At 66.2% G+C, this 24,253-nt stretch carries 18 protein-coding genes; 7 read left to right on the top strand and 11 right to left on the bottom strand.

The window, feature by feature from the left end:
* Nucleotides 1-53 precede the first annotated feature (53 nt).
* The gene (locus KBZ33_RS09395; RefSeq protein WP_254952656.1) at nucleotides 54-1,139 is read left to right on the top strand and encodes a glycosyltransferase; all 1,086 of its coding nucleotides are present in this window, start codon (nucleotides 54-56) and stop codon (nucleotides 1,137-1,139) included.
* Here KBZ33_RS09395 and KBZ33_RS09400 read toward each other — a convergent pair.
* A complete protein-coding gene (locus tag KBZ33_RS09400; RefSeq protein ID WP_254952655.1) occupies nucleotides 1,123-2,259 on the bottom strand; it encodes a histidinol-phosphate transaminase in 1,137 nt (378 codons plus the stop codon). The two genes, KBZ33_RS09395 and KBZ33_RS09400, sit on opposite strands and share 17 nt — an antisense overlap.
* 106 nt (nucleotides 2,260-2,365) lie before the next feature.
* On the opposite strand from KBZ33_RS09400, the gene KBZ33_RS09405 reads away from it, so the two are divergent.
* The 4 genes from KBZ33_RS09405 to KBZ33_RS09420 are packed head-to-tail and all read left to right on the top strand — an operon-like array spanning nucleotide 2,366 to nucleotide 6,854.
* Nucleotides 2,366-3,277, top strand: a complete 912-nt coding sequence (locus tag KBZ33_RS09405; RefSeq protein WP_254952654.1) for a MoxR family ATPase — start codon at nucleotides 2,366-2,368, stop codon at nucleotides 3,275-3,277.
* Nucleotides 3,264-4,175 (top strand): hypothetical protein, encoded by a 912-nt coding sequence (locus KBZ33_RS09410; RefSeq protein ID WP_254952653.1) that lies wholly within the window; start codon nucleotides 3,264-3,266, stop codon nucleotides 4,173-4,175. Before KBZ33_RS09405 ends, KBZ33_RS09410 begins: the two co-directional genes overlap by 14 nt.
* Nucleotides 4,172-6,010, top strand: coding sequence for a transglutaminase domain-containing protein (locus tag KBZ33_RS09415; RefSeq protein WP_254952652.1), 1,839 nt, complete (start codon nucleotides 4,172-4,174; stop codon nucleotides 6,008-6,010). The genes KBZ33_RS09410 and KBZ33_RS09415 overlap by 4 nt, the downstream gene beginning before the upstream one ends.
* A gap of 10 nt (nucleotides 6,011-6,020) precedes the next feature.
* On the top strand, nucleotides 6,021-6,854 hold the full coding sequence (locus tag KBZ33_RS09420) for a pentapeptide repeat-containing protein (RefSeq protein ID WP_254952651.1): 834 nt from the start codon (nucleotides 6,021-6,023) through the stop codon (nucleotides 6,852-6,854).
* A 13-nt stretch (nucleotides 6,855-6,867) separates the two neighbouring features.
* Here the strand turns inward: KBZ33_RS09420 and KBZ33_RS09425 are convergent, their stop codons facing one another.
* The 6 genes from KBZ33_RS09425 to KBZ33_RS09450 all read right to left on the bottom strand — a co-directional run bounded on the left by KBZ33_RS09425 (nucleotide 6,868) and on the right by KBZ33_RS09450 (nucleotide 13,624).
* Nucleotides 6,868-9,069, bottom strand: a complete 2,202-nt coding sequence (locus tag KBZ33_RS09425) for a type II secretion system protein GspD (RefSeq protein WP_255011668.1) — start codon at nucleotides 9,067-9,069, stop codon at nucleotides 6,868-6,870.
* Between the two features lie 155 nt (nucleotides 9,070-9,224).
* The gene (locus tag KBZ33_RS09430; RefSeq protein WP_254952649.1) at nucleotides 9,225-10,007 is read right to left on the bottom strand and encodes a hypothetical protein; all 783 of its coding nucleotides are present in this window, start codon (nucleotides 10,005-10,007) and stop codon (nucleotides 9,225-9,227) included.
* Nucleotides 10,004-10,711, bottom strand: a complete 708-nt coding sequence (locus KBZ33_RS09435; protein WP_254952648.1) for a PilN domain-containing protein — start codon at nucleotides 10,709-10,711, stop codon at nucleotides 10,004-10,006. The genes KBZ33_RS09430 and KBZ33_RS09435 overlap by 4 nt, the downstream gene beginning before the upstream one ends.
* Nucleotides 10,708-11,520: a hypothetical protein gene (locus KBZ33_RS09440; protein ID WP_254952647.1), complete on the bottom strand. Its 813-nt coding sequence runs from the start codon at nucleotides 11,518-11,520 to the stop codon at nucleotides 10,708-10,710. Before KBZ33_RS09440 ends, KBZ33_RS09435 begins: the two co-directional genes overlap by 4 nt.
* 123 nt (nucleotides 11,521-11,643) lie before the next feature.
* Entirely contained in the window at nucleotides 11,644-12,831 is a 1,188-nt protein-coding gene (locus KBZ33_RS09445; protein ID WP_254952645.1) for a quinone-dependent dihydroorotate dehydrogenase, read from the bottom strand.
* Nucleotides 12,832-12,841: 10 nt separating this feature from the next.
* A complete protein-coding gene (locus tag KBZ33_RS09450) occupies nucleotides 12,842-13,624 on the bottom strand; it encodes a ribonuclease H (RefSeq protein ID WP_254952644.1) in 783 nt (260 codons plus the stop codon).
* A gap of 73 nt (nucleotides 13,625-13,697) precedes the next feature.
* Here KBZ33_RS09450 and KBZ33_RS09455 point away from each other — a divergent pair, with 73 nt between their 5' ends.
* Nucleotides 13,698-14,441, top strand: a complete 744-nt coding sequence (locus tag KBZ33_RS09455; RefSeq protein ID WP_254952643.1) for a DUF3747 domain-containing protein — start codon at nucleotides 13,698-13,700, stop codon at nucleotides 14,439-14,441.
* Between the two features lie 327 nt (nucleotides 14,442-14,768).
* Here KBZ33_RS09455 and rplL read toward each other — a convergent pair whose 3' ends face one another.
* Both rplL and rplJ read right to left on the bottom strand, forming a co-directional pair.
* The gene (rplL, locus tag KBZ33_RS09460; RefSeq protein ID WP_254952642.1) at nucleotides 14,769-15,149 is read right to left on the bottom strand and encodes a 50S ribosomal protein L7/L12; all 381 of its coding nucleotides are present in this window, start codon (nucleotides 15,147-15,149) and stop codon (nucleotides 14,769-14,771) included.
* Nucleotides 15,150-15,211: 62 nt separating this feature from the next.
* On the bottom strand, nucleotides 15,212-15,739 hold the full coding sequence (gene rplJ / locus KBZ33_RS09465; RefSeq protein WP_254952640.1) for a 50S ribosomal protein L10: 528 nt from the start codon (nucleotides 15,737-15,739) through the stop codon (nucleotides 15,212-15,214).
* A gap of 1,106 nt (nucleotides 15,740-16,845) precedes the next feature.
* Between rplJ and KBZ33_RS09470 the strand changes: the two genes are divergently transcribed.
* Nucleotides 16,846-21,909 (top strand): DUF4347 domain-containing protein, encoded by a 5,064-nt coding sequence (locus KBZ33_RS09470; RefSeq protein ID WP_254952639.1) that lies wholly within the window; start codon nucleotides 16,846-16,848, stop codon nucleotides 21,907-21,909.
* 980 nt (nucleotides 21,910-22,889) lie between these two features.
* Here KBZ33_RS09470 and rplA read toward each other — a convergent pair.
* Together rplA and rplK are read right to left on the bottom strand one after the other, a co-directional pair.
* Complete coding sequence (gene rplA / locus KBZ33_RS09475) at nucleotides 22,890-23,597, bottom strand: 50S ribosomal protein L1 (protein WP_254952638.1); 708 nt, start codon at nucleotides 23,595-23,597, stop codon at nucleotides 22,890-22,892.
* 82 nt (nucleotides 23,598-23,679) lie between these two features.
* Complete coding sequence (gene rplK, locus KBZ33_RS09480) at nucleotides 23,680-24,105, bottom strand: 50S ribosomal protein L11 (RefSeq protein ID WP_254952637.1); 426 nt, start codon at nucleotides 24,103-24,105, stop codon at nucleotides 23,680-23,682.
* Between the last annotated feature and the right edge of the window lie 148 nt (nucleotides 24,106-24,253).

Consider the following 24,253-nt stretch of genomic DNA (forward strand, 5'->3'; position numbering starts at 1 on the left):
GGTGGGCGGACCGGAATCGGCTTTTAAGTTAGGCGCGCTCGTCCCACCCGCCCATGCCGACCCTGCTGATCGCCGCCAGCGGCACGGGTGGCCACCTGTTCCCCGCCCTGGCGGTGGCCGAAGCCCTTCCCGCCGACTGGCAGGTGCACTGGGTGGGGGTGCCGAACCGGCTGGAGACCGACCTTGTCCCCAGCCGTTACCCCCTGCACATGGTGCGGGCCGGCGGACTGCAGGGCCGGGGGCTGCGGAAGCTCTGGAACCTGCTGCAACTGCTGCTGGCCGTGCTGCCGATGCGGCGCCTGATCCGGCGGGAGGGGGTGAGCGTGGTGTTCAGCAGCGGCGGGTACATCGCCGCGCCGGCGATCCTGGCCGCCCGCTGGTGCGGGGTGCCGGTGGTGCTGCACGAAAGCAACGCCATCCCGGGCCGGGTGACCCGGCTGCTGGGCCCCCTGTGCACCCGGGTGGCGGTGGGTCTCCCCCAGGCAGCCGAGCGCTTGCCCCGCTGTCGGCCTCTGGTCTGCGGCACCCCAGTAAGACGGGACTTCCTCACCCCCTCGCCCCTGCCGGAGTGGGTGCCGAAGGGCGACGGTCCCCTGCTGCTGGTGATGGGGGGCAGCCAGGGGGCCCTGCGCCTTAACCGCATGGTGCGGCCCCTGCTGCCGCAACTGGCGGCCAGCGGTTGCCGCATCGTGCACCTCACGGGTAGCCAGGATCCGGATGCCGGAGCGCTGCACCTCGACGGGGTGGTGGAGCGGGCCTTCAGCGACGAACTGCCGGGCCTGCTGCAGCACTGCGACCTGGCCGTCAGCCGAGCCGGCGCCGGCAGCCTCAGCGAACTGGCCGTCTGCGGCACCCCGGCGATCCTGGTGCCCTTCCCGGCGGCCGCCGACCGGCATCAGGACGCCAATGCCGCCGCCGCCGCCAGCCTGGGCGCCGCGGTGATCGTCTGGCAGCACGAGCCCGGTGAGCCGGCCCTGGAGCGGGCCGTGTGGCGGCTGCTGGGGCCCCGCCTGCGGCGGACGGCCGCCGGTGCCGATCCCCTGGCGTCGCTGCGGGACGGCATGGAGGCCCTGGCGGTGCGGGACGCCGACCGGCGGCTGGTGCAGGTGCTGGTGGAAGAGGTCAGCGGCCGCGGTTGATCTGCTCCAGGGCCGCCAGCAGGCGCCGGTTGCCGGCCCTGCTCTGCACGGCGATCCGCAGCCAGCCCTCCCCCAGGCCTTCAAAGGAGCGGCAGTCGCGCACCAGGATCCGGTGCTGACGTTCCAGCGCCAGCCGCAGCGGCTGGAGCGAAGCGGCCGCTGCTGTGCTCCGCACCAGCAGGTAGTTGGCGGCCGAGGGCAGGGGCTCCAGACCGGGCACCGCCGCCAGACGGCCCGCCAGCCAGGCGCCCTCTGCCGCCACCCAGTGCTGCACCCGCTGCTGCCAGCGCCGCAGGCCGGCCTGATCGGCCATCAGGGCCTGCCCCGCCGCCGCCGCCAGGCCGTTGACGGGCCAGGGGTCGCGCCAGGCCGCCCAGCGGGACAGCCGCTCAGCGCCGCCCAGGGCGTAGCCGAGGCGCAGACCGGCGATCGAGAACAGCTTGGTGAGGCTGCGAATCACCACGAGGTTGGGATGGGCCGGCAGGAGCGGCAGCAGCGACTGGTCCTCGCCGGCGGGCACCAGCGGCAGGAACGCCTCATCGGCCACCACCAGGGCGAACCGCTCCAGCAGGGGCTGCAGTGAGGCCCGGCTCCAGAGCTGGCCGGTGGGGTTGTGGGGATTGGTGAGCCACAGCACGGCCGGACGGGATGACGCGGCGGCCGTGGCGATGGCGGCCTCGGCCAGCGGCCAGGCGCTGGGGCCGGCGCCGCGCCAGTCCAGGGGCAGCGGCAGGCTTAGCCACGCGCCGCCCCAGCAGTCCAGGGCCCGGCGGTAATCGGCGAATCCCGGCGCCGGCAGCAGGCTCAGGCCACTGGCGGCAGCATCCCGCGCCGCCCAGGTGAACAGTTCGGCGGCGCCGTTGCCGGGCAGGACCATGGCCGGATCGAGCCCGTGCCAGGCGGCGATGGCCCCGCGCAGGGCCCGGTAGTCCCGGTCGGGATAGTCGCGCAGGTCGGAGGAGAGCGCCCGGCGCAGCAGACGCCGCAGCCGCGGCGGCGGGCCGAAGGGCACCAGGGAGGCACTGGCGTCCAGCAACTGCTGGGGCCGGCAACCGAGGCGTCGGGCGGCCGCCTGGCGATTGCCGCCGTGGGGTTCTGGCGATTCAGGCCGCCCCGTCACCGGGTGGTGAGCTGGCACCGGCTCCAGGGAACATTCAGCCGTTTGTAACACGGAAGGGTGGCGGTGCTGCTGCAATGGGGGAACAACCGGTGACCGCACCCGTCCCGTGCCCACGCCTCCTCTCCAGCCGGTGATCAGCGCGATCGGAGAGGTGCTGCTGGGCAAGGAGCACCAGGTGCGGCTGGCCCTGGCCTGCCTGCTGGCCCGTGGCCACCTGCTGATCGAGGACCTGCCCGGCATGGGCAAGACCACCCTGGCGGAGGCCCTGGCCCGCAGTTTCGGGCTCGGCTTCAAGCGGGTGAGCTTCACCAGCGATCTGCTGCCCGCCGATCTGACCGGGCTGAACGTGTTCGACCCCGGCGCCGCCAGCTTCCATTTCCAGCCCGGCCCCCTGTTCAGCCAGGTGCTGCTGGCCGATGAGATCAACCGGGCCAGCCCCCGCACCCAGAGCGCGCTGCTGGAGGCGATGGCCGCCGGGAGAGTGAGCGTGGACGGCGTCAGCCATCCCCTGCCCCGGCCCTTTCTGGTGATCGCCACCCAGAACGGCCTCGACCAGGGGGGCACCTCGGCGCTGCCGGAATCCCAGCTGGACCGTTTCCTGATGCGCCTCGGCCTGGGCTACCCCCCCCGCCAGGCGGAGCAGGCCCTGCTGCGGGGTGAGGGCCTGCTGCCCGATCGCCTCAACGGCGCTTTCGGGCCGGAAGATCTGCTGGAGCTGCAGGGGCGTTGCGACCGGCAGCACTGCAGCGCCGCCCTGCTCGACTACGTGCTCGACCTGCTGGAACGCAGCCGCCGCCAGCCGGCCCAGGGCCACCCCCTCTCCCCCCGGGCCGGGCTGGCCCTGGTGGCCGCCGCCCGCGCCTGGTCGCTGCTGGAGGGGCGCGACCATGTGATTCCGGACGACGTCCAGGCGGTGCTGGCCGCCGTCTGCGAGCACCGCATGGACGGCGGCCAGCGCGGGGACGGCGACGGGGCTCTGAGCCAGCGGCTCCAGGCAGGTGTCGATGGACTTCGGTAGGCCCCAGCAGGGGGAGCGGGTGCGCCTGCGGATGCGCAACCTGTACATCCTGCCGACGCGCTTCGGCTGGCTCTGGCTGGCGGGCACCGTGCTGCTGCAGGTGATCGGTGTCCAGATGCAGAGCAACGGCACGCTGCTGCTCAGCTTCCTGATGCTCAGCCTGTTCCTGCTCACCCTGCACCTCACCCACTTCAACCTGCAGGGTGTGGAGTTGGGCTGCGGCGCACCGGCACCGGGCTTCGCCGGGGATCCCGTCCCCTATCCGATCCGGTTGCGCTGTCCCGGACGCAGCGAAGGGGTGCGCCTGCGGCTGGGAGGTGAGGCGGCGGGCCCGCCCCTGTCGCTGCCGCCGGGGGAGCATGAGCTGACCGTGGCCTGGCGGCCGCCCGGGCGGGGCTGGCACCAACCCGGACTGCTGCGGGTGCAGACCACGGCGCCCCTGGGGCTGTTCTGCTGCTGGTCCCGCTGGTACCCCGGGGCAGCCCAGCTGATCTACCCGGCCCGCCGGGCCGGACCGGTGCGGCTGCTGGCCGGTGGATCGGCTCCGCTGGCGGGTGAGCCGGCCGTTGCCAGCCGCCAGGACGGCAGCGACGACTGGCGCGACCTGGCCCCCCATCGCCCCCAGGACAGCCCGAGCCGGCTGGCCTGGAAGCTGCTGGCCCAGGGGCGGGGCGAGTACGCCAAGCGCTTCCTGGACCAACCCGAAACCGCTCCCCGGCTGGCCCCGGACCCTGGCCTGCCCCTGGAGGTGGCCCTTGAGCACCTGAGTGAGCGCATTTGGAACTACCACGGCCGGGGCCTCAGCTACGGCCTGGAGCTGAGCGGCCAGAGCGTCGCGCCTGGTCGGGGTCTGGCCCACCGCGACCAGTGCCTGGCAGCCCTGGCCTGTTGCCGATGAGCCGCGCCGCTGCCCCCCTGCAATGGCTCACCATGGGCCTGCTGGCGGTGGGGCTGCTGGGCCTGTCGCCGGCCCTGTCCCTGAGCCTGCTGGCCTTCGGCCTGGCTGTGCTGACGGCCCTCAAGCTGCGCGAAGCCCGCAGCCTCGAGGAGCGGCGGCTGGTGGCCCTGCTGCAGCTGGTCGGCGCCGGCCTGCTGGCGGCCCTGCGGCCCGAACTGGGCCCGAGCCTGCTGCAGGGCCTGGCCATCCTGCTGGCCCTGGCCGGCCTGCTGGCCCTGGAACTGGGGGCGGGGCCGGACTGGAAAGCCCTGATGCGCCGCAGCCTGCAGGTGCTGCTGGCGGCGCTGCCCATCGCCCTGGTGCTGTTCCTGCTGCTACCCCGGCTGATGCCCTTCAGCAACCTGGGCACAGGCCAGGGCATGGGGGTGATGACCGGTCTCAGCGACAGCATGGAGCCGGGCTCCATCGCCAGGCTCTCCGTCAGCCGGGCGGCCGCGGCCCGCGTCGCCTTCCCCCTCGGCGGCGGCCCACCGCCCCTGGGGCAGCGCTTCTGGCGGGTGCTGGTGCATCAACGCTTCGATGGCCGCCGCTGGCGCAGCACCGCCCCGCCGTTGCCCAGGCCTGCGGCCGGCCAGCCCACACCGCCGCCGCCCGCCGCCCCGGGGGAAGGGATCCAACTTTGGCTGGTGGAACCCAGCGGCCTGGCGGCGGTTCCCTGGAGCGGCGCCGGCCGGCCCCTCTCGCCCGACCTGACCCTGCAGCGCAGCGGCGAACTGCTGAACAGGGCCCCAGGCAGCCAACGCCGCGTCTACGCCCTCACGCAGACGGCGGATCCGGGCGACTGGCGCAGCCAACCCCCCGGACCCATCGATCTGGTCCTGCCCCGGGGCGAGAACCCACGGCTGGAAGCCCTGGCCGCTGAGTGGCGGCGCCTGGGCAGCGACCGGCAGCGGCTGAACGCCGCCGGCAGCTGGTTCCGCAGCCAGCCCTTCCGCTACACCCTCGAGCCCGGGGCCCTGCCCCGCCAGGCGCCGCTCGACCGCTTCCTCTTCGAGACCCGGCTCGGCTTCTGCGGCCACTACGCCAGCGCCTTCACCACCCTGATGCGGGCGGCGGGAGTGCCGGCGCGGGTGGTGAGCGGCTACCGCGGCGGCCAGTGGGTGCAGCCGGTGGGCGGCAGCGGCTACGTGGACCTGCGCCAGGCCGATGCCCACGCCTGGAGCGAAGTGTGGCTGCAGGGCGAAGGCTGGCAACGGGTCGATCCCACCGCCTGGGCCGATGGGGACCCATTGGCGAGCGCGGTGACCACCAGCGAGACAGCCACCGGCACCGCCCCCTGGGACTGGCTGCAGCGGCAGTGGTGGGGCCTCGACATCGCCTGGGCCCGCTGGTGGCTGGGGTACGACAGCGAGCAGCAACAGGCCCTGGTGCAGCGGCTGCTGGGCGACCAGCGCCATCTGCTCGGGCTGGTGGTGTTGCTGGCGGTGGCCATCAGCCTGGCCGCCAGCCTGGGGGGCCTGGGCTGGCTGGGCCGCCGCCGCAGCGGCGATCCCCTGCGCCTGGAGCTGGAGCACACCCTGCGGGCCTTCGCCAGGCACGGCCTGGCGCCCCAGGCGGGGGAAACCCTCCCTGTCTTTGCCCAGCGGCTGATGCAGCGGTGGCCGGCCCTGGCCGGTCCCCTCAACGCCTACGTGGCGAACTACCAGCGGCAGCGCTTCGCCAGCACCCCCAGCCGTACAGGACGGCGCCAGGCCCAGCGTCTGGGACGGGCCCTGCGCCGTTCCCTGCGAACCGGCAACCTGCCAAAAGAAGCGGTACAACGGGAACACCCCTGAACAGGCGGCCATGACCAGCGTGCACGGGTCCGCCTGGAGCCCTCGCCACCTCAGGGGCCTGCTGTTCACCGGCCCGGCGCTGCTGGCCCTGCTGCTGGCCGGCCCTGTGCGGGCGGGAAGCGACGGCGATCTGATCCGGCTGCTGAATCAGCGCGACTGCCCCCGCTGCAAGCTGCAGGATGCCGACCTGGTGCACGCGGACCTGCGCGACGCGGATCTGCGGGGCGCCAAGCTCCAGCGCGCCAATCTGGGCCAGGCCCGGCTGGATGGGGCCAGCCTCCAGGGGGCCGACCTGCGCTTCACCAGCCTGCAGGGGGCGTCCCTGCGGGGTGCGGATCTGCGCGGGGCGAATCTGGAGGGCACCGACCTGCGCCAGAGCGACCTCAGCGGCGCCGAGATCGATCCCGGCGGCCTGGCCCGCAGCCACTGGCAGGACGCCAGAGGCGTCGCCCCCACGGTGTTGAGCTATCCCGAGCTGCACAACGCCGGGGTCACCGCCGCCCTGGAGGGGCGCCATCCCCAGGCGGAGCAGCTGTTTTCGGAGGCGATCCGGCTGCAGCCCGAAGCGGCGATCAGCTGGGTGGCCCGGGGTCTGAGCCGCACGGAGCAGGGCAAGACGGAGCTGGCTGCCCAGGACATCAACTACGCGGCTGTCCTTTACGCCCAGGCCGGCGAGGAGGCCCAGGCGCGGCAACTCACCGAGGCGGCCACCGCCCTGCTGAAGCCCGGCAAGAAAGCCAACCAGGGCAGCGGCATGGGCGGACAGATGCTCTCCGGGGCCGCCTCGTTCGCCTCGGCCGTGGCCCCGCTGGCGATGAAGTTCCTGCTGCCCCTGGCCTTCTGATCAGACAGCTCGATCAGGGCGTGGGCTGAGGCGAGCCTCCGAGGAAAGCACGCGTGGCCGGCGTCGAGGGTTGATAGCCATAGCCGTAGGTGCCTCCCTCGTTGTCATTGATGATCCGCGGCGTCACCATGATCACCAGCTCCCGTTTCTCGCGGTTGTTGGACGAGGCGCGAAAGAACTGCCCGATGATGGGAATATCCCCGAGAATCGGCCATTTCGATACCAGAGCCCGGTCGAAATCGGAGATCACGCCGGTGAGAATCAGGGTCTGGCCATCGCGCACGCGCACCACGCCCGTATCCAGCCGGCGGACCCTCAGGATGCTGATGGGCGGACACTGGGTGCCGGCGGTGACTTCCCTTTCCACCGCGGAGATGCTGGGGGAGAGGGAGAAGGTGATGAAGCCGTTGTCGTCGATCTTCTGCACTCGGGCGCCGAGCACCAGGCCGGCGGTCGAGAGCTCGCTGATGGTGCAGGAGGTGACACCGGTGGTGGCGGCTACGTCCGCTTTGACGTTGGTGGGGACGTTGACACCTACCCGCACCACACCCTCGTTGCCGCGCTTGCGTCCGATCGGAGCATCGATGTTGTCGAAGGAGGAGGAGAAAATGCTGGATCCGGTGGTCCCGCCCCCGCCGGCCGCTGCGGCGGAATCATCCCTGAGGATGGAAGGATCCTCCTGGAGGATCAGCGTCGGGCTGGCCAGCACCTTGGAGTTATCGGCCAGGATGCGGGCCTGGAAGAAGTCGAAGAAATTGTTGTTCGGATACTGGAGACCTGGATTGGCCCGGCCAGTAAAACCGGTGCCTGGCACACCGGCCGTATTTTGAGTGCCGAAGGGAACTCCAGGAAGCAGAGGCCTTTCAAGAGTGTCCTGAACGTTACGGGCACCTACCAGACCGCCGAAATTCGCCGCCAGGGTGCCGTTGTCATTGACGATGAAGTTGTTGCCCCAGCGGAAGGCGAAACTGTTGTAGAGATCGGTGTCGTTCTGGAGGTTCACATCCAGGATCTTCACCGAGAGAGCCACCTGGCGCTGGCGCAGATCCAGTTGCTTCAGGTACTGCTCGGCGATGGCCACCAGCCTTGGTGCTCCCACCAGGGTGATCGTGCCCAGCCTGGTGTCTGTGGTGGCCCGCAGGCCGATGAGGGGCCCGTTGCTGGCCCCGAAAGACTCCACCGTGGTGGTGGTGCTGGCGGTGGTCGTGGAGGCTGTGGGGCTGCCGGCGGGAGCGGCCGTGGCAGCGACCCCCTCCGAGACCGCGGTGGTAATCGTGTTGGTCTTGGTGACCTGGGCTCCCAGGTTGGCGAGGTAGTCGGCCGCGGAATTGGCCGGCACCTGGTTCAGTCGGTACACCTTGGAAAGCTGGGAGCCGAAGCTTTTGGCCAGCACGTTGGGGCCGGCAAAGATCGTGTTGCCGTCGCGCTTGCCCTGAAGCCCTGCCGCCAGGAGGGCCGAGTTGATCGCTCGGCCATAGCCCTCGCGGCGGAACGAGATTGAGATGGGCCGCATCCCCGCAGCCGGTGCGGCCGATGCGCCGGGAGCGCTGGACTCATCGACGTAGACGAACCCGTAGCCACCCAGCTGACTGAGGGCCATCAGCACATCCTTGGCCGGGGCGTTGCGGAGCGTCATGGTGACCGGCGGCCCGCTGACATTCACATAGCTGGGGTTGCTGATGGTCATGGTGCCCACGGCCATGTCCCCCAGCGGCGGCGCCACGGCGCGCGGCTGCAGGGGGGGAATGAAGCCGGGCTGGGGAACCCTGCCGGGGGTGGTGGCGTTGGGGCTGAGGGTCTGCAGGGTGCTCAGCGTTGGGGCGTTGAAGGTGAGGATCAGGCTGCGGCCATCGCCGCTGACCACCGGCCGGCCGACCGGGAGCCCGCGGGTGGGGGCAACCCTCAGTTCGAAGAGGTTTCCCGAACCCTCAAAGCTGATGCTCTGGAGCCCGGCCTCGGGCAGGGAGAGCTGCACCGGGCCGCGGCGCAGCGTCATCGGCACGGCCGTCTGCAGCCGGCCCAACCAGATGGCTCCCTGGGTGGTTTGTTGCAGCACAGGCGAAGGGCCGGTGCCTTCGATCACCACCTCCACCGAATCAGGCAAGCGCCGCAGCTTGATGTCGAGGGAGCCGCTGACCTGGGCGATGTCGGACAGGTGTGCGCTGGATCCCTCCCCGGCACGGGAGGGGATCACGCCTGCAGCGACGGCGGACAAGCCTGTCCCCTGCTGCAGAACCACGAAGCCAAAAGATGCCGAAAGAACGTGCCGCCACCGACGTTTTGCCACGTTCCGCCGCTCTCCGAATCGGTCGCATGGTATCGGCGACTGTGCGAAACGGCCAATGAACAGAACCCGTTGCATCGGCATGGTCAGTTGGGAGTGGCAGGAGGAGCTGGTGCAGGGGCTGCCGCTGCGGGGGGCGCGGCAGCAGGAGCCGCAGATCGGCTGTAGAGACCCAGGGTGAGCTTCATCAGCACCTGGGGACTCGGTTGGAGAGATTTGCCGTCGGAGGGTTTGTCATCGGGCAGGGTGAGACTGAGATCGCTCTGCACCACCAGCACGTTGAGGGCTTCCAGGCGGCGCAGAAAGGCCAGCAGCGAAGGGAACGACCCTTGCGCCGACACCAGCAGTGTGCGCTGGGTGAGGCCCTGCAGAGCCAGGGGATCACTCGGGGCGGCGCCTGCGGCGGGAGCTGTCCCTGCCGGAGGAGCGGCTCCTGCTGGTGGAGCGGCTGGGGTGGCAGGGGCGCCAGCGGCGGGCGGGGTCGCGGCCGCGGGCACGGCTTGGGTGGGCTCGTACAGGGTCAGCTGAACGCCCGAATCGTCGGCCTGGCGGTCGAGCATGGCCAGAAAGGTCGACAGGTCGCCGTTGCCCGTGATCAGCCGCTCGATCTTGGCCTTGCTGGCCATGGCAGTCTCGGTGTTCTCCTGGGTGGCGACCAGCTGCCCCCGCATCAGCGTCACCTGATCCCGCAGCTGCTCCAGCTCCTGGAGGCGCTGGCTGTCCCGCTGGAGCGTGGCCCAGAGGGGCAGCAGGGCGGCGAGGACCACCAGCAGGCCCAGTCCGCCGAGCACGGCCGCCGGCAGCATCAGCCAGATCAGGCGCAGGGTGGCAACGGGAAGCCTGGAGGAGCCTTGCTGAAGATTCGTCATGGGATGAGGCCCTCCGCCTGGAGAAGTTGGAGCCGGCGCACCATGCCCTCCGATCCAAGCTGCCGCATGACCAGCAACTGACGGGCGGGAGGCAGGGGGGCGAAGGGAGCGATGAGTTCGAAGCGGACCGCGGCTGGGGCCGCCGGCCCGGTCTGGCCGGCGACGGGGGCAGCCGCGGGGACCCGCTCCAGCTTGACGAGCGCCACCCCCTTGGCCTCCATCAGCGGGGAGCGGGCCAGCTCAAGCTGCAGCGCATTGATGCGGGCAAAAGCCAGGGGGTCCAGCGCCTGCCCCTTAAGCACCAGTCGCTTGTCCTCGGCTTCCACGCTCTGGAGCTGAATGTCCTCAGGGATGCGCAGCTGCAGGTCGGCCAGAAGCGCCGAGGACGTGCGCAGGGTGGTGAGGCTCTCGGTCAGGCTGCGGGTGGTGGCCGTGAGTTGATCAAGCTTCGCCTTGCTGGCCGCCATCTCCGCCTGCATCTGGGTGGCTTCGACTTCGAAACGGGTGAGCTGGGCCGTCTGAGCCTTGACGACCATGGAACGGAGGAACACCAGGGACGTGCCGGCCACGGCCGCCACCAGCACGGCCGCTCCGATCAGGGCACCCCGCAGCAGCAGCGGCCGCCGATCCAGCAGGGCCGTGAGCATGCTCTGCTGGCCGAGTTCCTTGCGCCTCTCCCGCAGCAGGTCAAGGGGTGCCGTCATCGGTCGCGCTCCGCCATCGCCAGCCCCTGCAGAACCAGGGACCCGAACGGCTGGGGGCTGAGCAGTTCGGCGCGCACCCCCAGCGTGTCCTGCAGATGGTCCTGGCTGGCAAGCGGCGCGCTGAGCAGCAACCGGAACCGATGCAAGCCTGGATGGCGGCGTCGATAGAACGCCACGCAGCGGGCCACTTCCCGTACGAGCTGATCCTCCCCCTCGGGCAGGGGCCAATCGAAGACCGGCTCGGCTCGGCGCAGAAGCAGCAGCCGGGCACCCACCGGCAGCGGATGGATCAGCAGGGTCAGGACGTCCTCGGCGGCGTGCTCCAGGAGCGCGTTCACCGCTGCCAAACGGCAGGACTGGGCCGGGGCCAGCCTCTCCAACTGAGCTCCGGCCAGGTTGAACACCTCGATCCAGTCGTCTACCAGCTTTCTGGACGCCACGGCCAGCAGCATGCGGGGGGTGGGGCCCGGCAAAGGCCGCAGGTCGATGGTCGCTTCGGTGAGGGGCACGGAGAAGCTCAGGGTCGGGTCGATCGTCCGCAGGGCTTGGATGGGGTCGTCCGGGACGGCCTCCCGGGGCCACTCGACGACACGCCACTCCACGGCTCCATCCGGCAGGGAGGCCAGGACGACGGCATCGAGCAGACCGTCGCGCACCAGCAGATCGCCGATCAGATCACCGAGGGGCTCCTTCTCCAGGGGCTGGCCATCCAGGCAGGTGAGGGGAGGCAGCGGCAGATCGATGCTCACCGGCTCCGGCCCCGTTCCCCTCAGCACCTGACCCTTCAAGGCGTCGTCGTGCAGCTCCAACAGCAGTTGACGGGGGAAAAGCTGCGCACGGATCGGACGTAGACGATCTTCCAGATCATCTTTCAACCCGATCAGGCCAGAAAACACCAGGGCACCGATCCCATGCCACCGAAAGCTACCGACTTAAGGGCGCCAAGTCAGGCCCGAGCCAACAACTTCAGAAAGCGTCCGGCATCCATGGCGATCGAGCTGCTGGCTCAATCCCTCCACTATTGAAGGCACAAGTGCGGGGCCTTCGTAGATCCAACCGGTATAGATCTGGATCAGGGACGCTCCTGCACTGATCCGCTCCCAGGCCGCCTCGGCCGAGTCGATGCCGCCCACACCGATCAGCGGCAGAGCGGGACCTGCGGTCGCCCGCAACCGGCGCAGCACTTCCACCGCCCGCCGCCGCAGGGGCCGGCCGCTCAGTCCTCCGGCTTCCTCGGCGAGGGTCTGACCCGTGGCCACCAGGCGACGTCCTTCGAGTCCGAGCCGGTGGACGGAAGTATTCACTGCGATCACACCGGCGAGGCCTTCTTCGTAGGCCAACCGCGCAATGGTATCGATGGCATCATCTTCGAGATCGGGAGCGATCTTCACCAGCAGGGGAGGACAGGCCGGCAGCCGCCGCAGACGCTCCACCAGCCGCCGCAACTGGGCCTCCTCCTGCAGGTCCCGCAGCCCCGGGGTGTTGGGTGAGCTGACATTGACCACCGCGTAGTCGGCCAGGGGGGCCAGCAGCTCCAGGCTGGCCGCGTAATCGTCGGGGGCCATCTCCAGCGACACCGCCTTCGATTTTCCGAGATTGATGCCGAGCACGGCGGGCCGCTGGCCCGGCGGGGGCAGGTCCTGGCGTTCCAGGGTTCGGCGCACGCCCCTGGCTCCGTCGTTGTTGAAACCCATGCGGTTGAGCGCCGCCCGTTCCTCGGCCAGCCGGAACAACCTCGGCCGGGGATTTCCCTGTTGGGGCTGCCAGGTGATGGTGCCCAGCTCGGCGAAGCCGAATCCGAACAGATGCCAGATCGCGGCCGCCACACCGTTCTTGTCGAAACCCGCGGCCAGCCCCACCGGATTGGCAAAGCGGCAGCCGAACAGCGTCTGCTCCAGGCGGGGATCCCGCCGCTGCAGCTCCGCCCCCAGCCCCGCCAGGCTGCCGCTCACCAGGGGCCAGTGGCGGCGCAGGGACGCCTGGCCCAGGGCCAGCAGCGTCAGACGACTCAGCTGTTCGGCGTCGGCGCCGTCATCACGACGCAGCAGCGGCTCGACGAACCGGGCGTAGAGGGCACCGGTTCCCACCTGGCCGCCGCCGGTCGATTGCTCCTGCGGCATTCCTGTCTCCTTACTGCGGCCTGGCCAATCCTCCCGCGCCACGCTCCAGACGCCAGCTCCCATTGCCCAGGGGCCTGACAAGCCAGTCGCGCCAGAGCCAGGGATCCCCTTTCCCCTCGAGGGCGGCCGTCGGCACCTCCAGCAGCCTGGCGAGCTCCACGGCCCGCAGGCTGTAGCCCCCCGCGGCCAACCGATCGGCCAGCTCCAGGCGGGAGAGCAGCTCCTGCAGCGACTTCGGGGCCCGGTCTCCGGCATCGGCACCGGCCACCTTTTCAACCAGGGCCTCAGCCCCCGCCTCCGGCGTGTCGGCGGGCTGGGTTTCGACGGCCAGGGCTGGAGCTTGGCCGCGGGAATAGGCGACGGCGATGGCATCGCAGCGGTCATTGTCCGGATCACCGCTGTGGCCGCGCACGTGGCGCAGGGCCAGCCCCGGCAGCCTGGCGGCATCCAGCAGTTCCCAGAGGTCGCGGTTGAGCACGGCTCCACCGGACGCGGTACGCCAGCCCTTGCGCTTCCAGCCGGCCATCCACTTCTCGTAGCCATCGATCAGGTAACGGCTGTCGGTACGCAGCACCAGATCGGGATGACGCGGCAGGTCCCGCAGCGCCTCCAGCACCGCCAGGGCAGCGGTGAGCTCCATCCGGTTGTTGGTGGTGGCTGGGGCCGCCCCCCCCAACTCCCGACGGGAACCGTCCTCAAAGCGCAACAGCGCCCCCCAGCCCCCCGGCCCGGGGTTGCCACTGCAGGCCCCGTCGCAGGCGGCAGCCAATACCAGCACCGGACGATCACCCATGGAGTTCCCTTGACAGCATCGCTTGAATTAGCCCCTGTCCCCCGGAAAACGCCCGGGCCCTGAAGGTGTTTCCATGCAGCGAACCTACCTGGCCCTGGCGGGCCTGGTCCTGGCAGGAGCAGGCCTGCCGATGGTCCAGCCAAGACTGGCCATGGCCGCCGGTCTCTTCCAGAGCACGACCGTGGACGCCGAGCGCTTCTCAGTGCTGGCCAGGCCGGTCGGCGACAACGACTGGACCCTTCTGGTGCTGGAACAGCTGGCCGCCCAGCCCTCCTGCTGGCTGGCCCGCCCGGATGGCCTGGTCGATCCGACCCTGAACCGGTTCGACTTCACCGGCATCTGCAATCGCTACCTCGACAGCAACGGCTACTCGCTGCGGGTCGCCGACCAGGACCTGGGTACCAGCTATCGCCTCCAGGTGCAGCAGGTGGGATCCCGCCTGGAGCTGCAGGCCGTCTCCCCAAGGAATTCCGCCGTTCTGGTGGTTGGTAGGGCTGAGGTGCCCCTGCGCGACCGCGACGGCTTCGTGGCCCTCAAGCTCGAGCCAGGCTGGGATCTCCAACGGCGCACCTATGAGCAAAGGGCGTTGACGCACCTCTACTTCGCCAGCCCGGCCCCCTTGGAGCAACTGATCGCCCGGGCCGGCGGCAGCCAGACCTTCCAACGTCCCCTGGGCACCGGCCGGGCTGAACTCCCTGGAATCGATCCTGAGCCGATGCTGGGCCAGGGCGACGACAGCTTGGGCTCGGGCCGCTCCGGTCGGGCGATCGCCCTCCAGGTGATTCCTTACAGCGAAGCCAACCCAGGAGGGCTCTGAGCCCACTCTGTTATCCCGTTTGGTTTCCCGGGCCTGGGGGCCAGTTGGATCACCGGACTGTTCACCCCGCACCTGCCTTTCGCCTCGCTTAATCTGACCTGGTGAGGAGTGAAGGACGCTCTTCCAGGGTCGAAACGAGGACAGACTCCCGGAATCGTTCCATCTCCAGAGCCCTGCCTTCGGCGGGGCTCTTTTTTATGGGCTGACCTCCCGAACACGGAGTCCGCACGGCCCCCGCAAGACCTCGGCCCATGAAAAAGCCGGCCCCACAGGACCGGCCGTAGACGAAGGGGCATCGCCGGGCCCGGAGGCACCGGCTTCGGCCGGTCACTTGATGGAGACCTTGCCACCCACGTCTTCGATGCTCTTCTTGAGAGCTTCGGCATCGTTCTTGGAGATGCCTTCCTTGACGGCCTTGGGAGCGGCTTCGACAAGCGCCTTGGCTTCGCCCAGACCGAGGCCGGTGGCCTCGCGGACGGCCTTGAGCACCTTGATCTTGGCGGCCGGATCGAAGCCATCGAGGATGACGTCGAACTCGGTCTGCTCCTCGACGGCCTCGGCGACGGGGGCGGCGGCGGCCATGACGACGCCAGCCGAAGCGGCGGCGGACACGCCGAAGGCCTCTTCGATCTGCTTGACGAGCTCGGAAGCCTCAAGCAGGGAGAGGGTTTTCAGTTGTTCGAGAATCTGGTCGGTTGTAGCGGACATGGGGGGGAATCAGCAACAGAACGGGAGGATCGGTGGAGCCCAGGGGTTCGCGGTAGGCGAACTCAACCTTCGCCGGATTCGGCGTGCTGCTTGAGTGCCCTGGCGAGACCGGACGGAACCTCGTTGATGCCCACAGCCAGCTTGGTGGCCAGGCCATTGATCGCACCGGCGATCTGGGCCATGAGCACCTCCCTGGAGGGCAGATCCCCGATGGCCTGGATGTCGGAGGGGGAAAGGAGCTTGCCTTCGAAAAGGCCTCCCTTCACATCCGACTTCTTGGTGTCCTTCTGGAAGGACTGCAGGGCCTTCACCGCACTGCCGACATCGCCCTTGACCAGGACGAAGGCATTGGTGCCGGTGAGCAGGGAATCGAGATCCGACCAGGCGCTGTCACCATCAATGGCACGGCGCATCAAGGTGTTTTTGGTCACCTTGCACACACCGTTGCTGGCCTGCAGACGGGTCCGCAGATCAGTCATCTCCTTGATGGTCAGGCCCTTGAAATCCAGGACCAGCGCCATTTCGGCTTCACCGAGGAGCCCTTTGAGCTCTTCGACGATCTGTTGCTTGTTCTCCAGCGTGCGGCCCATAGGAGGTGGATCGGATCGGGGGAACAAGCCGGGAACGCGGCCCGGACGACCCCCCCCGGAAGGGAGGCTTCGAGGCCGCTCATCGCTCCGCTCCGATCTGAGGGTCTCCGGCGGAGACCCCAGCACAGGCAAAAACCAATCGCGTGAACCTCGGCAGGACTTACGTGAGAGAACGAGCGACCGAAATCGACGACCCTGACGACCTACTGTCTTGGGTGGGGCGCGTGCCCTTCTGACCGAAGTCAGTTAATTATTGTACACGACAGGGGAGGCCCAGGGCTGGACGACAGGAACAAGCCAGTGAAAAGCCCGAGAACTTAGTCTCATGCGACCCACTCTTAATATTTTTTTGGGGCTTCCGGCTTGTGAACGACAAAGCCAGCCCGATTCAACCCAAGGCGGGCGAACCCACCTCAGGTGCGCTTCCCCCAATGGTTTCTGCTTTTGTATGCGTTCAGGGATAGGGACAGCTCGGAGCGACCATGGCAACGGCTGAACCTCTGACAGCGGCGTGATTAACGCTTGCATCTCAGGCAGACAAAGCCTGAGATGCCGAGCCCTCCTACGGGGGGTTTGCAACACCCCCACTGGTTGGCGACGGTTAATTTGCCAGCCTAGGTGGTTGACACCAAAAAGGCGTTACCACGCCTCATCGATTAACGATTGACTCTACCGAAAAAATCAGACCACCTGACGCCCACTTCCATGGGGTTGATCACCGCTGTGGCGGCCCCGATGACGAGGTACCGGCCACGCTGCGCGCCGCGGCTGGGCGCAAACATTCAATCAGGCCTGGGCATCAGAGGGGGCCCGACCGACAGACGGATCGCCCGTCAGCCGAGGAGCAGCGAAGATATGCTCCGCTGTCATTTTAAGGGTTATCTTCACCGAGCCTGGATTCAACAATCGCACGGCTCCGGTGATGGTGAGCCTGAAGCTGGGGCTGATCACCGCCCCGGAAGCTTAAGAAAGACACACGATGTTTGTAGTCCCTGCTCACTAGAATCAGTGGTTTTGGATTACCTGACGGCACATTTGCCTCTAGTATTAATTTCTGTGGTTATCACCTGTTCGATAACGCTTTCGTTTCTCCTGCCGCCCACATGATGTCGTCTTACCACTTCGAAGGCCAACTTCTGCCCGAATCCCACCCATTGACTTCGGAGGCGGAGCATGGGTTGTTCCTCTTGAGCTCGGGAAGAGCGGCAATCCTGCCAGCAGAGCCTCAGCGTGAGGTGTTTTTCGTCATGGACGATGCAGGCGGAAGCTTGATGGGTCTGGGCCAGGGGCTGAGGGAAGCGCAGCATCTCGTTCGTCAGCTCAGCGCCGAGCAGGGACTGAACGATCTAGTCAATGATCTGGAAACTCTGGCGCCGGCAGGCGGATTCAAAGCGATCCACATTCTCTCCCACGGCACCGCAGGGGCGGTGCAGCTCGGCCGGGATATCCTGACCGGAGCAAGTCTCGATCACTACGCCAGCGAACTGGCTCGTCTTGGTGAGCTGCTATCCGCCGAAGGAGATCTACTGCTCTATGGCTGTGATGTCGGTCGGGGTGAGATCGGCGCGACGCTAATCCAGGGGATCGCGAAGGTCACCGGAGCGGATGTGGCCGCTTCCAGTGACACCACCGGCTTCGCAGAAGGCCAGAGCCTCTGGAACTGGGATCTAGAAGTGAACAGCGGGAACATCGACCTTGATCGCAGCGCCACGTTCGCAAGCCTGAACTGGCAGGGCTCCCTGGCAGCACCAGCGATCTTCGCAGGTCTGAAGTTTCTGGGTGAAGTGGTCGCCGGCGCATTTGCCGGTTATGCCGTGGAACAGGTTTTCAGCTCGAATGATCAGTCAGCTTCCAATTCAATTGTCCTGGCACCCAGTTTTGTTAATCCCAAAGAAGATGGCAGCAAGCCACCGCAGGTCAACACCGGCATCAAACCGGGAACCTTTGTCACCAGCGCTCTCTACCTTGACAGCACAGGTGACTTGGTGGACATCAAGCTGACGGGTAAAGGATCTTTCAAACTCGCCCTCGCCGGGGGCCTGACCAACCTCGCCGATGCCCTCAGCCTCGAACTCAAGGGCACAGACGCTAACTCGGGCTTGTCGATCTCCGTCACCCCAATCCAGCAGTCGATCAACGCCGGCTCAATCACATCCGCCAACAGCACAACGGGCTTGGCGCAGGTGAGCGGATTGTACAACCGAATGTACAGTCCCGGCTACACCAACCTCGATCGCATCTTCACGGGCGCGAGAAACGGTGCAATCGGCGACATCGAGCTGACAGCGGCGATAGTCAACAACATCGATCTCTCCGGTCACAGCATCGGCAGCATCGAGCTGGATACGGGTTATACACCCCTTGTAGACCGAGTGAATACCACCACGCTGGGTAGCTCTAGTGGCATCACCACCACGGTCACGGGCAACACGATCACGGGCAACACCACGGGCGATGGTGAGATCGTCGACTTCGCCATTATTGATGATGATGCCAACATCTCAGCCGGAGGAGGTGGCAACGCTTACAGGCCAACCACTGGCCTCATCGACCTCGGCAATGTAACTGCCAAGAGCATCGACAGACTGATTATCAATGGCAGTATCAGTGCCCCCACCGGTGACCCCAACGACAAAAGCGGCAACACCAACGACATCCGTGGAGTGGTCAACGTCAGCGGACGGATAGGCAGCATTGAAGCCAGACGCAGCCGCCTGGATGGCACCGTCCGGGCAGGGTCGATCGGCAATGTCGTACTGGGTCGCATCGACGGCACGGTCACAACAACCGACACCTCGCAGGCCCTGAGCCTGACACTGCCGGGCAATTTCAGCGGCTTCATCAATTCTGCTGGCCATCTCAACATGGCCTACACTTTTAGGCCGATCATCGGCGATCCCGACAAAGATCAGCAAAGCGGTCCAACCATTGGCAAGATCTCTTCCAAGGGTGGAATCTCGGGCATTCTGGCCAGCGAAACAGACACCATCTTCATCCCCACTGGCTACAAAGGCGTCGTCGAAAATACAAGCCAGGCGAAAGGTATTGCCGATATCAGCGTCAACGGCCAGCTGAGCTCTCGGTGGATTTCAAAATCCAGCATCGGCAACATCAAAGCCAATACCATTACAGCAGCCGCCATTATTGAAGCCGACAAAGATATCGGCACGGTCGAGGCCCTTCGCTATGTCAAAGTTCCGAAGCTAGTTGATGCTGATATTCCGAAGCTGGAGCCTGTCGAGCTGGATGGCACCTTTATTTCGCACAAAGGTAGTATTGGCAACATTCGCTCAGCCGCGGGAATTGATGCCAACTTTCGTGCCGGTATCAACATTGGCTCTATCACCGCACTCAATGGTGGCATCAATTCGAAGCTGATCGAAGCCGGGCAGAACATCGGTCTGATCAGCGCCCAGGTCCAGACTCTCAACAGCACCAAGGTAGTAGCCCAGAAAGGCAATATTGGAGGATTAAAAATCTACAATGGCGACTGGGGCGGCGTGATACGTGCAGGTGCAATGAATAGTGGGAATACCGGGAACATCGGGAACATCTACGTTGAAAAAGGTTCGCTTCAAAACGTCAGCCTGGCCGCCAAGGGAAGTGTCGGAAGTATCACGGTCAAGGGAAGCAGCACCATCGTCGGAGGTACCTACTCGGCGGGCACCAAAATGGGAACGATCACAGCCAGCGCCGCCAGAGGCGTCGCGATCCAGGGATCTCTGTTCCAGGCAGGTGATGAACGCGGTCAGTATGTGGATGACAAAGGGGTTCGCCAAACCAGCAGCATCAGGGGCTTCACGGTGGAAGCCCATGGAGCCACCCAGCTGCCCAGCGTGAGCCCTGGCCTGCCCGCTGAACCAGCCGTGGAAGCTGCCCACGGGCTGCAGAACGTTCAGATTCTCGCCGGTGCCATCATCGGTGATATTCGTTCACTGGCGAGAACAGGCACAGGCATCCTCAATACCGTGATTCATGCCAAGGTCGGCGACATCAGGAGCATCACCGGAATCGGCAATGGCCATGGAATGGCTGGTCTCACGGTGGTCGCCCAGCGCAACCTCGGTAATGTGACTGGCCTTTCAGAAATGAAAGGCCAGGGGATCGAGGCCTCCCGCTTCAACGCCAACGCTGGCTCCATCGGCAACGTGGTTGGCCGCGGCGGGGTCGCCGGCGGACATGGCATTCACGACAGCACCATTCAGGCCGCCGGTGAAATCAAGGGCCTGAAGGGAACCAGCAACGCGAACTCCGGGGACGGGATACGCCTACTCGATGCTCGGGCCGGAGTCTTCGGGAGCATCGCGGCAGAAGTTCTGGGTGGCAAAGGGGGCCGACCGACGAATCCACTCGGGGGCGGCATTGTGCTGTCGGAGTTTAAAGGTTATGCCGACACAACCGCAGAGTTCATCAGTTACGCCGACAAGCCCACCGACAAGGTCAAGAATCCTTATTACAAACGCAACGGCATAAACAGCATCATCGTCAATGTGCTCTCCATTTATGGCAGGGGAATTGACACCAGCGAGTTTGATGTCAAGGGAGGCATCGGCCTGATCAACAGCCGCGCCTTCGCCAACAGCGCCATCTTCGACAGCGAATTCACGGCCAATTATGGAAGTTTGCAGCAGATCGTGGCGGAGTCACTCAACGCCGGCAATGCCATTGATGGCAGCACCTTCATCGCCGCCAATGGAGCGATCGGCATTGGCAAACTGGGGCTCTCTGCCAAGGCTGGCGGACTGAGACCTATCGATCACGGCATCAACGCCTCCACCTTTGAGGCATCAGAAGACATCGGCTTGATTACGGCGAGCAGCAAGGGGGGCGCGGCGATCAACGGCTCAGATTTTGAAGCCGACAGTGATTTCGACAACATCGGCACCATCAAAAGCATCAAGGCCGTCAGCCTGGGTGAGAACATCCAGGATTCCCTTGCGATCCGGGGCTCAGATTTCATCGCCGCCAGAATCCAGGCAATTGAAGCGAAAGTCGAAGATTTTGATGGGGGTGCTGCCATCTCTGGATCCAGCTTCACCGCTCGCACAGCAACCTACAATCCAAGCAGTGGTGCCTTCAATAACCGGGGGACGATCAACAGCATCAAGGTCGTCAACTCATCGCGCGTGGGCAATGGAATTGAAACCAGCCAGTTCATCGCTGGGGCGGCTGGCAGCATCGGCAGCATTGATGTGGATGTCATCGGCAATAAGGCAGAGAGGTCGGTGAAGGAACCAGGGTTCAACCAGGGCGCCAGCGGACGCGCCATACATCGAAGCGAATTTAGGGCCAGTGCCCTCGATGCCGATCAAACCGAGCTGACCGGCAGAATCGGCTCGATCACCGTCAAAGCCGGCAGGGTGATCCCTGAGATTGTGCCCAACCTCCTGCTGCCACCGAATCGGATTCCCCCAAATGATCAGGCGACCCTGGAAGCATCAGGGATCAACGCCAGTTACTTCGCTGCCTATGGCGGCATCGGCCAGATCAAAGTTGGAACGATCGGCAGTGGTGTCGTCGGCTCGTCGTTCCTCGCCAACAGCGACCCACTCAATGGGGTGGCGGGATTCCTGGCCAATACGCTTGCTCAAAAGCGCGGTCGTGGTGATATCAAAGGGATCGAAGTGAAGAGCAGTGGCCTCAACGCCAGCGGCACACTGCTGAGCCTGTTTGCCGGTGCCTCCATCGGCAATGTGGAAGTTGCTGCCAATGGATTCCCTATTCCGAACCCCCAGGCGTGGATTCAGCAGCTCACGAATTTCGGCAATCTAGCTACTGCCCTGCAGTCGGGCCCTATCCTCCCCATCGTGCAGTCAGCCCTGCCTCAGCTGCTTGATTTCCTCACCCAGCCTCTGCCCATCAGCTCCTCACCGGTGACCCTGACCGGCTTTGTTGCCATCAAAGGCAACATCGGCTCCATCACATTCACCAACACCAGTCGCTACGGCAACTTCCCGTTCCTTGGATCCCTGGTCTATGCGCGCGGCTCCTACGGACCCGTGACCACCACGCCAGTAGCGGTGAAGGCGGGCGCCGATGCCCTGGCGGAAGGCTTCCTGGACTCTCTCGGCTTCCAGTCACCGAATGTGTTCACCCTCTACCCACTGCCGACCACCTTCATCGGCCGCTCACGGGGTGGCGGTAACCTTCCCCCCACTCTGCCGGCATGAGCCAGAGGGGCAGCGATCAGCTTCCCGAGCTGATTGAGCATGACCGCGGTCCATCCAAAGCAGGTCCCGCCTATGGATTCGCGGCATCCGTGAAAACCACCATGCTTGATGCTTGGCGTACAAGTAACTGTCCTTCGAAAGCCCGGGCTTCACGTTGGACAGTCACGGTCGCCGACACATCCACGGAGATGGTCTAGGGGCCCTGAAGGACTGTGGACACCAGGTTCTGCGGCTCGATTCGCAGGCAACACTGGGCGATGCAATCAACGCGGTGAGTCCCCACAAACCCAACCAAGGCTTTGTGGGGCACCACACCCTCCCATGAAGGAGAGGGCCCCTGCTGAAACGGTGGCACGGGAATCACCGCGATACAGACGCAGACCTGCTCAACCAGCTCGCTCAACTCAGCGAAAGCCGCCACACCGGGGAAGACATTCCGATCTACGGCTGCAGCGTGGCGTGCAGCGTTAAAGGCAACTCCACCCGATGTCAAACCACATAGGCGCCCGCGACTTCCTCATCAGCGCCGAACACTCTGATCCATCCTTCCTTTGCCTATGGCGCTCCAAAGAAGCCTTACAGGCTTTAGTGCAACTGGTGTGAGCCTGCAAGACGTTGCCAGGACCTGCGGTTGAGACAGAAGACAGGAATCACAGACCTATCTTCCGGCCGACTGAGAGACTATGACGCCCAGGTCACGGTCTATGCCCCCCGCGGTGGGTATCGCCCTGGCTCAAAAGGCCTACGACACCCACGATCCAGCGAGGAGGCAGTCCACAAGGAACAGCTGAGCACCCAGGAGAGCGAAGACCCCTTGATCCAGGCAAATTCCCTGCACAACCGCACAAGCATCTTTTCGATGCTGCCTCGCCCACGGGGCCGTGTGCCCCTTCCCGTCTCGCAGAAGGTTTCTCAGCAGGAGTAGGGCATCATCCACATACCATCGAGATGCACGCTGTTTAGGCCGACCGCCCAAAAGCTCAGCTGTCCTGCTTGATGTCCTGGAGCGCGGTGAAGTCGACCTGCACCGAGGGGCCCATGGTGGAGGCCAGATACAGGCTCCTCCAGTAGCGGCCTTTGGCTCCGCTGGGCTTGTGGCGGTCGATGGTTTCCTGCAGGGCCTTGAGGTTCTCCAGCAGCTTGGCGCTGGTGAAACTGGCCTTGCCGAAGCGCACGTGAACAATCCCGGCCCGGTCGGCCCGGAACTCCAGTTTGCCAGCCTTGAACTCGTTGATGGCACCTGCCAGATCGGTGGTCACCGTGCCCGCCTTGGGGTTCGGCATCAGGCCGCGGGGACCGAGCACCCGGCCGAGCTTGGCCACCTTCGGCATCATGTCGGGGGTGGCGATCAGCAGATCGAAGTCGATGGCGCCACCGGCGATCTGGTCGACCAGCTCGTCGTCACCGGCCAGGTCGGCACCGGCGGCCTTGGCTTCAGCCACCTTCTCACCCCGGGCGATCACCGCGATGCGTATGGACTGGCCGGTGCCGTTGGGCAGCGCCACGGTGGTGCGCAGCTGCTGGTCGGTGTACTTGGGATCGATGCCGAGGCGCACATGGGCTTCGATCGTCTCGTCAAAGCGCGCGGTGGCGGTGTCCTTGACCAGCTCGATGGCCTCGAGCGGTTCATAGGCGCGGTCCTCGACCTTGGCGGCGAGGGCCGTGAAGCGTTTGGAGATTTTTGTCATGGCAGGAAGGGGTGCGGACGACCGTGGACGATCTCCCCCAGGTAAGTGAATGGAAATGGACTGGAACGACGCCCGTAGAGGGTCAGTCGCTGACGGCAACGCCCATGTTGCGGGCGGTGCCTTCGATGATGCGCATGGCCGACTCGACGCTGGAGCAGTTGAGGTCGGGCAGTTTGGTCTTGGCGATCTCCTCGAGCTGGGCGCGGCTGATGGCACCCACCGCGCCCTTGGCGGACGTGGCGGCACCTTTGTCGATGCCGGCGGCCTTGGAGATCAGCACCGAGGCGGGCGGGGTCTTGGTGATGAAGGTGAAGCTGCGGTCTTCAAAGACCGAGATCTCCACCGGGATCACGTACCCGGCTTTCTCTTGGGTGCGGGCGTTGTACTCCTTGCAGAACGCCATGATGTTGACCCCGTGTTGACCGAGGGCAGGGCCCACCGGTGGTGCGGGGTTCGCTTTGCCGGCCTGGAGGGCCAGCTTGATCACAGCTACGACTTTCTTGGCCATCGTCTGGGCTAGGGGACGGAACTCCCTCGCGGGAGAGCGGGACGGAACTCCCTTGCGGGAGCACTGCGGATGGCCGGGGCGGTGGCCGGCCCGGCTGGGTGGCGGCCCTGTGAGGGACCACCCGGGGCCGCCCTCCGCAGGGAGGCGG

This window comes from Cyanobium sp. Cruz-8D1 (genome assembly GCF_024345975.1).
Classification (GTDB): domain Bacteria; phylum Cyanobacteriota; class Cyanobacteriia; order PCC-6307; family Cyanobiaceae; genus Cyanobium.

Bases quoted from the DNA above. Each gene is read 5' to 3' on its own strand.
- KBZ33_RS09395 (WP_254952656.1), top strand. From the start codon at position 54: ATGCCGACCCTGCTGATCGCCGCCAGCGGCACGGGTGGCCACCTGTTC.
- KBZ33_RS09410 (WP_254952653.1), top strand. From the start codon at position 3,264: ATGGACTTCGGTAGGCCCCAGCAGGGGGAGCGGGTGCGCCTGCGGATG.
- KBZ33_RS09415 (WP_254952652.1), top strand. From the start codon at position 4,172: ATGAGCCGCGCCGCTGCCCCCCTGCAATGGCTCACCATGGGCCTGCTG.
- KBZ33_RS09420 (WP_254952651.1), top strand. From the start codon at position 6,021: ATGACCAGCGTGCACGGGTCCGCCTGGAGCCCTCGCCACCTCAGGGGC.
- KBZ33_RS09430 (WP_254952649.1), bottom strand. From the start codon at position 10,007: ATGACGAATCTTCAGCAAGGCTCCTCCAGGCTTCCCGTTGCCACCCTG.
- KBZ33_RS09435 (WP_254952648.1), bottom strand. From the start codon at position 10,711: ATGACGGCACCCCTTGACCTGCTGCGGGAGAGGCGCAAGGAACTCGGC.
- KBZ33_RS09445 (WP_254952645.1), bottom strand. From the start codon at position 12,831: ATGCCGCAGGAGCAATCGACCGGCGGCGGCCAGGTGGGAACCGGTGCC.
- KBZ33_RS09450 (WP_254952644.1), bottom strand. From the start codon at position 13,624: ATGGGTGATCGTCCGGTGCTGGTATTGGCTGCCGCCTGCGACGGGGCC.
- KBZ33_RS09455 (WP_254952643.1), top strand. From the start codon at position 13,698: ATGCAGCGAACCTACCTGGCCCTGGCGGGCCTGGTCCTGGCAGGAGCA.
- rplL (WP_254952642.1), bottom strand. From the start codon at position 15,149: ATGTCCGCTACAACCGACCAGATTCTCGAACAACTGAAAACCCTCTCC.
- rplJ (WP_254952640.1), bottom strand. From the start codon at position 15,739: ATGGGCCGCACGCTGGAGAACAAGCAACAGATCGTCGAAGAGCTCAAA.
- KBZ33_RS09470 (WP_254952639.1), top strand. From the start codon at position 16,846: ATGTCGTCTTACCACTTCGAAGGCCAACTTCTGCCCGAATCCCACCCA.
- rplA (WP_254952638.1), bottom strand. From the start codon at position 23,597: ATGACAAAAATCTCCAAACGCTTCACGGCCCTCGCCGCCAAGGTCGAG.
- rplK (WP_254952637.1), bottom strand. From the start codon at position 24,105: ATGGCCAAGAAAGTCGTAGCTGTGATCAAGCTGGCCCTCCAGGCCGGC.